Annotated in this window: 6 protein-coding genes; 2 read left to right on the top strand and 4 right to left on the bottom strand. The window is 31.3% G+C overall.

Annotated features, from left to right (window positions below; all coding sequences use genetic code 11):
- The coding region (locus tag JJE11_RS11785) for an alkaline phosphatase (RefSeq protein WP_291635816.1) at positions 1 to 1,537 on the bottom strand (1,537 nt) is incomplete at its 3' end.
- A 362-nt stretch (positions 1,538 to 1,899) separates the two neighbouring features.
- On the opposite strand from JJE11_RS11785, the gene JJE11_RS11790 reads away from it, so the two are divergent.
- Both JJE11_RS11790 and corA read left to right on the top strand, forming a co-directional pair.
- The gene (locus JJE11_RS11790) at positions 1,900 to 3,150 is read left to right on the top strand and encodes a DNA polymerase IV (protein ID WP_291635818.1); all 1,251 of its coding nucleotides are present in this window, start codon (positions 1,900 to 1,902) and stop codon (positions 3,148 to 3,150) included.
- Between the two features lie 422 nt (positions 3,151 to 3,572).
- On the top strand, positions 3,573 to 4,523 hold the full coding sequence (gene corA / locus JJE11_RS11795) for a magnesium/cobalt transporter CorA (RefSeq protein WP_291635820.1): 951 nt from the start codon (positions 3,573 to 3,575) through the stop codon (positions 4,521 to 4,523).
- Positions 4,524 to 4,566: 43 nt separating this feature from the next.
- On the opposite strand, the gene JJE11_RS11800 is transcribed toward corA, so the two are convergent.
- The 3 genes from JJE11_RS11800 to JJE11_RS11810 form a co-directional block, all read right to left on the bottom strand.
- Positions 4,567 to 4,950: a hypothetical protein gene (locus tag JJE11_RS11800; protein ID WP_291635822.1), complete on the bottom strand. Its 384-nt coding sequence runs from the start codon at positions 4,948 to 4,950 to the stop codon at positions 4,567 to 4,569.
- A gap of 132 nt (positions 4,951 to 5,082) precedes the next feature.
- Positions 5,083 to 5,271, bottom strand: a complete 189-nt coding sequence (locus JJE11_RS11805; protein ID WP_291635824.1) for a hypothetical protein — start codon at positions 5,269 to 5,271, stop codon at positions 5,083 to 5,085.
- 109 nt (positions 5,272 to 5,380) lie between these two features.
- A partial coding sequence (locus JJE11_RS11810) for an InlB B-repeat-containing protein (protein WP_291635826.1) occupies positions 5,381 to 6,818 on the bottom strand: 1,438 nt, incomplete at its 5' end.

Below are 6,818 nucleotides of genomic sequence, written 5' to 3' on the forward strand. Positions count from 1 at the left end.
TAATATTTACTACTGGGTTATCTACATCAGACGCATCTATAGATACAGTTGCACCTAATTTATCAAATTCAGTTTTTGCATTTTTAAATAATTTGTCTGTGGTTACAGATAAATCGAGACCTGCTACATTTTCTATATATGTAGCTACATCGATATTATCGACAAGTCCTGTTATTTTTTCAATTCCTTCAGGAGCATAACAGTATAACCCAACATCGCCAGCTGTATGATTGTTACTTGTCCAAGCAATACCAACGATCTTATTTATAACCGATTTTAGGTTGCCAGCTTGGATTTCTGTGATTTGTTCTTTTGTTAAATTTTCTATATTAAAATATTTTTTTACTGAGGATTTTATAGTATCTTCATCTTTGTCTTTAAGATCTGTTCCTATTGAGACACTAGATGCTTTAGCATTAACTAGTTTCATAACTGTATCTTCAAAAGTAACTGAGGAATAATTTTTACCAATATCCTCACCAAGACCCACCATACCAAGAGTACCACCACCAGTACCATGATCAGAAGCGGATATTACAACAGTATTTCCGTCTTTTTTTGCAAAGTCTAAAGCTACTTTCACTGCTTTATCATAAGCTACTATTTCACTAACAATTTCAGTAGGGTCGTTAGCATGTCCAGCCCAGTCTATTTGACTTCCCTCAACCATTAAAAAGAATCCATCTTCATCTTTTGATAAAGTGTCTATAGCTTTATTTGTCATTTCTTCTAAAGTTGGTTCTTCAGGGGTTAATCTTTCTCTATCTATATCAGGAGACATTGCTTGCGGTGCAAACATACCCCATAATTTAGAAGCTTTTGTTGAATTTAGTTCGCTCTTATTGGTTACATAATCGTAACCCATATTTGCTAGTTCTTTTCTTAAGTCAATGCCATCCTTTCTATATTGAGTTTTGCCATCTGCTGACAGAGCATCTGAACTTAATAGGCTATCACCACCACCTAATACTACATCAAAATCTCCATAAACCATTTGTTTCATAATAGCATTATACTGACTTCTTTGTGCAACGTGAGATGCATAATCAGCTGGAGTAGCGTGCGGAGCTTCACATGTAACTACCATGCCAGTTGCTTTACCAGATTCTCTTGCGGCCTCGAGTAAAGTTGCTTTTGGTATGTTTCCATCTTTAGTGCTTAAAGTTCCAACATGTTTGTCCTCAGATTTGAAACCAGTAGAATAAGCAGTTCCACCTGGGGCTGAGTCTGTAATCGGACCATCTTGCCAATATGTTTGTACTAGACCAGTTAGTATGGAATCCATAGTTAAAGTATCATTTCCTGCAATGCCATCTTTCTTTAGATCATAATATAATCTCGCTAGGGTAACTGATTCAACACTACATCCATCAGGTATCATCATTATTACATTTTTAGCTTTTTTCGCTTGGGTTACCTGTTGAGCATAAGCAGTGGTTGAAAAAACTTGTATTGGTTTAAATAGACCTCCTGAAAACTGACCAGCAATTAATGCTGCACTTATTAGTGCAACAATCTTCTTTTTAGATCTTAGCATAAGTAATTCCCCCTAATTATATTTTATGTTTATGTCTATATTTAAATTGTAACAATTGGAAATTATGTATAAGTTATAATCATATTAAGTTTAGGTTAAAATGGTAAAATATTCTTTGAACTAAAATATTAACACAGTATTTATATTGAAGGCATTATTAATAGACTCCAAGTATAATTTCGGAGTCTTAATTTTTGTGGTAAGTAATAAAGTCAATGTAAATTTACCCGAAATCCATGCATTGCTAAAAAAGAATTTCAAATTTACTTCTTAAAAGTGTGAAAGTGGTATATAATAAATAATACGAACTTATGTTCTGGTATGAGCAAATTAATATTAGTAAAAGGAAGATGATTTATGCTATGAGTAAATTAATATTTCATATAGATGCCAATAGTGCTTATCTATCCTGGGAAGCTGCATATAGACTTCAAAAGGGAGAGCCATTAGACCTACGATTGGTGCCATCTGTAATAGGTGGAGATGAAGAAAGCAGACATGGAATTGTATTAACTAAATCAATACCTGCTAAAAAGTTTAACATTCATACAGGAGAAACGCTTTATAATGCTAGAGCGAAATGTCCCAATATAGTAATAGTACCTCCGAGGTATTGGCTTTATATGAAATGTAGCTCAGCCATGCATCAAATATTTCAGGAATATACACCACAAATTCAAAGATTTAGTGTAGACGAAAGCTTTCTAGACTTTTCTAACATGGAGCATTTGTACCCCAATTATATGGAGCTCGCTGAAACTATAAAAGAGAGGGTAAAGAATGAACTTGGATTTACAGTAAATATAGGAATATCAAATAATAAGTTGCTAGCAAAAGTAGCTTCAGATTTTACGAAACCGGATAGAATACACACTTTATTTCCACATGAAATAAAACAAAAGATGTGGCCACTACCTATTGAAGACTTGTTCATGGTAGGTAGAGCTACAGCACCAAAATTACACAATTTAAATATCAATACTATTGGCGACTTGGCAAATTATGATTTAGAAATTTTAAAATATCAATTAAAGAGTTATGGACAATTAATTTGGAATTATGCCAATGGGATAGAGCTCTCAGAAGTTAGAAAAAGTAATTATATTGAAATGAAAGGGATAGGAAATTCAACTACTATAAGTTTTGATGTTGAAGATAAAGATACTGCGCATAGAGTATTGTTATCTTTGTGCGAAACAGTATGTATGCGTTTGAGGAATTCTCAGAACTGCTGCACTGTAGTATCGGTAAGTATAAGAGGAAGTGACTTAATCTCATATTCGCGTCAAAAGAAATTAGTAGTAGCTACTGACTCTACTCGTAAAATATATGAAGTAGTAAGCTATCTATTTGATAATGTGTGGAAGGGCAATCCAATAAGACATTTAGGGGTCCAAATAACTGATTTTTGTAATAATGATTTTTTTCAATGCTCTTTATTGGATAATTTTAATTATGAAAAAGATAGTAAGCTAAATAAAGTAGTTGATGAAATTAGGTTAAAATATGGTCATAAAGCCATTAGTAAATCTTGCTTTCTTCATTCAGGCCTAAGTGCTATGTGTGGGGGAATAGGAGAAGAAGACTACTTGTTAATGAGTTCGGTGTTGTAAGGGAGGCTGAAAAATCCTTACATCTATATAAATTAGAAATATGATAAAAATATTAATCTATTTCCTTAGTAATATAATTCAATATATATTAACCCATTAAAAATAACAATACTGCACTAAGGGGGAACCTGTGCAGTATTGTTTTCATTAGTTATTTATTATTTATAAAACAAAATGGATGGGTATTTAAATTATAGACTATTCTGTAAATTCTATTCACTTTATTTGGTGAAATTTAAAGAAATTTACTATTAATTAAAAATTATTTATGGTATCACCAAATTTTAATAATATTACTAAAATAGGTTTCTTTAAATAAAACAGTTATAATATAGTTAGGTATAATAGAGTGTATATAAATAGGGATAGAAAATAGATATAATAGTTCTATTTTAGATATTTAAATAAGGGGAGCGATTTTATTGATTTCTTATATTAATAATAAAGTACAAACATTTGACACCATCGATAAAGCATTTTCTGCATCATCAAATAATAAAGAAACAGTTTGGATTAATATTAATAATCCAAGTGAGAATGATTTTGAGTTTTTGAAAAATAAATTTAATTTTCATACTCTCACTATCGAAGACTGTATGCATAAGACTAAGAGGTGTAAAATAAACGATTATAAGGATTATCATTTTTTAATTATAGTCACATCGGATAGTCATGCAAATAATGCATTTTCTTATAGTAACGTATATATATATATTAGCTCAAAGTATATTATAACAATACATTATGGCGAAAATAAATCAGTAAAAAAGATTATGAATGACATAGACAATGGGTTAAAAATTGTTTCTAATGGAAGTGATTTTGTTTTGTATCATATTCTTGATGAGGCAATAGACCAATTGTTTGTTGTAACAGATAAAATTGAAGAAAAAATTAGTGTTTTAGAAGAAGAATCGATGAATAACCCTGTTCAAAGCACACTTAACAATATTATGAGAGTAAAAAAAAGCGTTATTAAACTCCGAAGAGTTATTTCTCCTTTGCGTGAAGTGTTAAATACTCTTTTGAGGCATGACGATATTATAACTGAAAAATATAGAATATATTTCTCTGATATATATGACCATGTACTTCGCATATATGATCTAATTGAATCTGACCATGAAATGGTTACATCTTGTTTAGAGCTTTATTCGTCGCAATTATCTAATTCCATGAATAAAATTATGAAGATTTTAACTATAATCACTACTATTATGATGCCACTCACAATCATAACGGGAATTTATGGCATGAATTTTGTGAATATGCCTGAATTACATGCTAAATACAGTTATTTTATTGTTTTATTTTTAATGGTTTTTAGTTCTATTTGCGAAATTTTATATTTTAGGAAGAAAAATTGGTTGTAGTATATAATTACCTAGTATATAAGGACTAAACAAAAGAACACCATTAATGATGTTCTAACTCATATATTCGTGTATCATCCTCAATATAGTCTTGTACATATTTCTTAATTATCATTCCACTTGTTACAAATCTAAAACAATTTTTATCATTTACGGATTGAGAATAAATAAAACAATGATCTGGAAAATTTATTTGTTTTATTATCTCTTTCCAATGGTATCCATCAAAATTATCTACCATAAGACCGTTATTATCAGCAATGATATACTCAAATATATAATATTCTTCTTCAGATTCGGTTTTATAATATCTTATTATATGTGTACTTTTAGTGCTATTCGTATCTAATGGACTAATAGTAATAACCTTGGTCCAATCGAGTTTATCTTTATTAGTATCAAATATTTCATCATCATCAATTAACATAATATCACCCCTATTCAATGTTATTCCTCATTAAAGGGTTTTATTACCTTATTTTAAAATCTAGTATACCTCTCGTCGTACAATAGGAAAAGAGAGAATCGTCATTCCTGACAATTCTCTCTTTATCTTTCTTCATTCGTTAGTAAGTGATTTATCTTCTAATTTCTTTTTTTGATTTGTATCGACATCGTTAATATCACTAGTCATGTTGGATAGATTATACATAATAGCCATCTCAGTGTCTGAAACGCCACTACTGCCTTTATTAGCATCTAATTCATTAATTGAGTTTTTGGCTTTTCCTAATTTGTTCTTACTCATTAGTATTCTCCCTTCGAATACAGAAACTACACTGCGTATATACAGTGCATTATATAGTTTATCCAGTTAGCTATAAAATATAACTGGAAAAGGGTTTACAAATCGATTGTTAATTTACCCATACTAATGAACCTCTAGGCATATTTTCATAATACCATTTTGCCATATCCAGTGGCATCCGAATACATCCGTGGGAAACTCTTTTTCCTAGCGTTCCATCGATGACAACTTTTCCAGAAGAATCTAAAATTGTTGAATGTAGCAAATAATTTCCACTATAAGCGGTCCAATATTTCACTAATGCTCCACCGTCTGTAGTAAATGAATAGCCTTTATTTTGAAGTGCGAATAGGCCTCTCTTTGAAGGAGTAATATTGTTACCAGTTGCACAGGAATATGTTTTTAATAAAGTCCAGTGGGTTGCTCCTCCGGTAAAGATACTAACTCTTTGCCTATTTAAATCCACCCAAGTGAAGTATTTTGTATTGCTTACGAAAGTGCTCGTGATATTCACATAGGTCTCAAGTTGCTTTTTATCCAAGTATTTTGTATTAGTAGCTGGATTTGCAGCTATGGAAACCTTGTTACTAGCCACCCACACCTCAGAACCATTGGGGTTTTTAATTAAAAAAGAATTATTAGATTGATCTCTTATTTCTACTTTTAGACCAGTATACTTTCCGTATACTGGATTCGGCTGTACTAAACTATTAAAAACAATTTTTGTGGTTACTCCAGAAGCTACTCCAGTCCAGTTACTGTATAATATTTTTGTCTCATCATTTCTGTATGAACGAATTTTATAGTAATATTTTTTTCCTGTTGTTAAACCTGAATTTATATAATATAGTGATGTCGTTCTTGTTAATAGGGTATATGGTCCATTAATTGAAGTAGATTTATATATTTCGTATCCATTTGCTCCAAGTACGCTTACCCAGGTAAGTTTAATACTAGTAAAACTTGCGATAGTCGCTTTTAAATTTTGGGGTGTAGGTGGTGCAGCGACAAGTGTCCATTTTGCGTATAGTGTTGTATTTGTAGTCACCTTATCTTCTATAAAATTCCATGTGTTTAAATAGTTAGCCTCTTTATACCAACCAACAAATTTATAACCAGGCATTGTTGGTGCAGTAGGTGTTGTTATTGTACTATCATATTCGACAAGTTTACGAATTACGCCGCTTCCGCCTTGACTATTAAATGTAGCTGTATATCTTTCTATTTTCCACTTTGCGAATAGTGTTATGTCGCCAGTTATGTCCGTATTTGTAAAATCAAACTGGTTTTCAAAGGTGGTATTGTCAGTATACCAACCTTCAAATACATAGCCTGTCCTACTTAAATCTGACGGTGGAGCAGCATTAGCATTGTATTCAACTGACATATTTGCTATTTCTAAGCCACCGTTCGAATTGAAGATTACAGTATAAGTATTAGTGGCCTTATCTGATAATGTATCATTTGACGGTGTTGAATAGGATGCTGCATTTGCGATTACATTAATATTCAAAAATAGGAACAATAATGATAGCGTGATGAATAAA

The organism is Clostridium sp., assembly GCF_016650095.1.
Classification (GTDB): domain Bacteria; phylum Bacillota; class Clostridia; order Clostridiales; family Clostridiaceae; genus Clostridium_AD.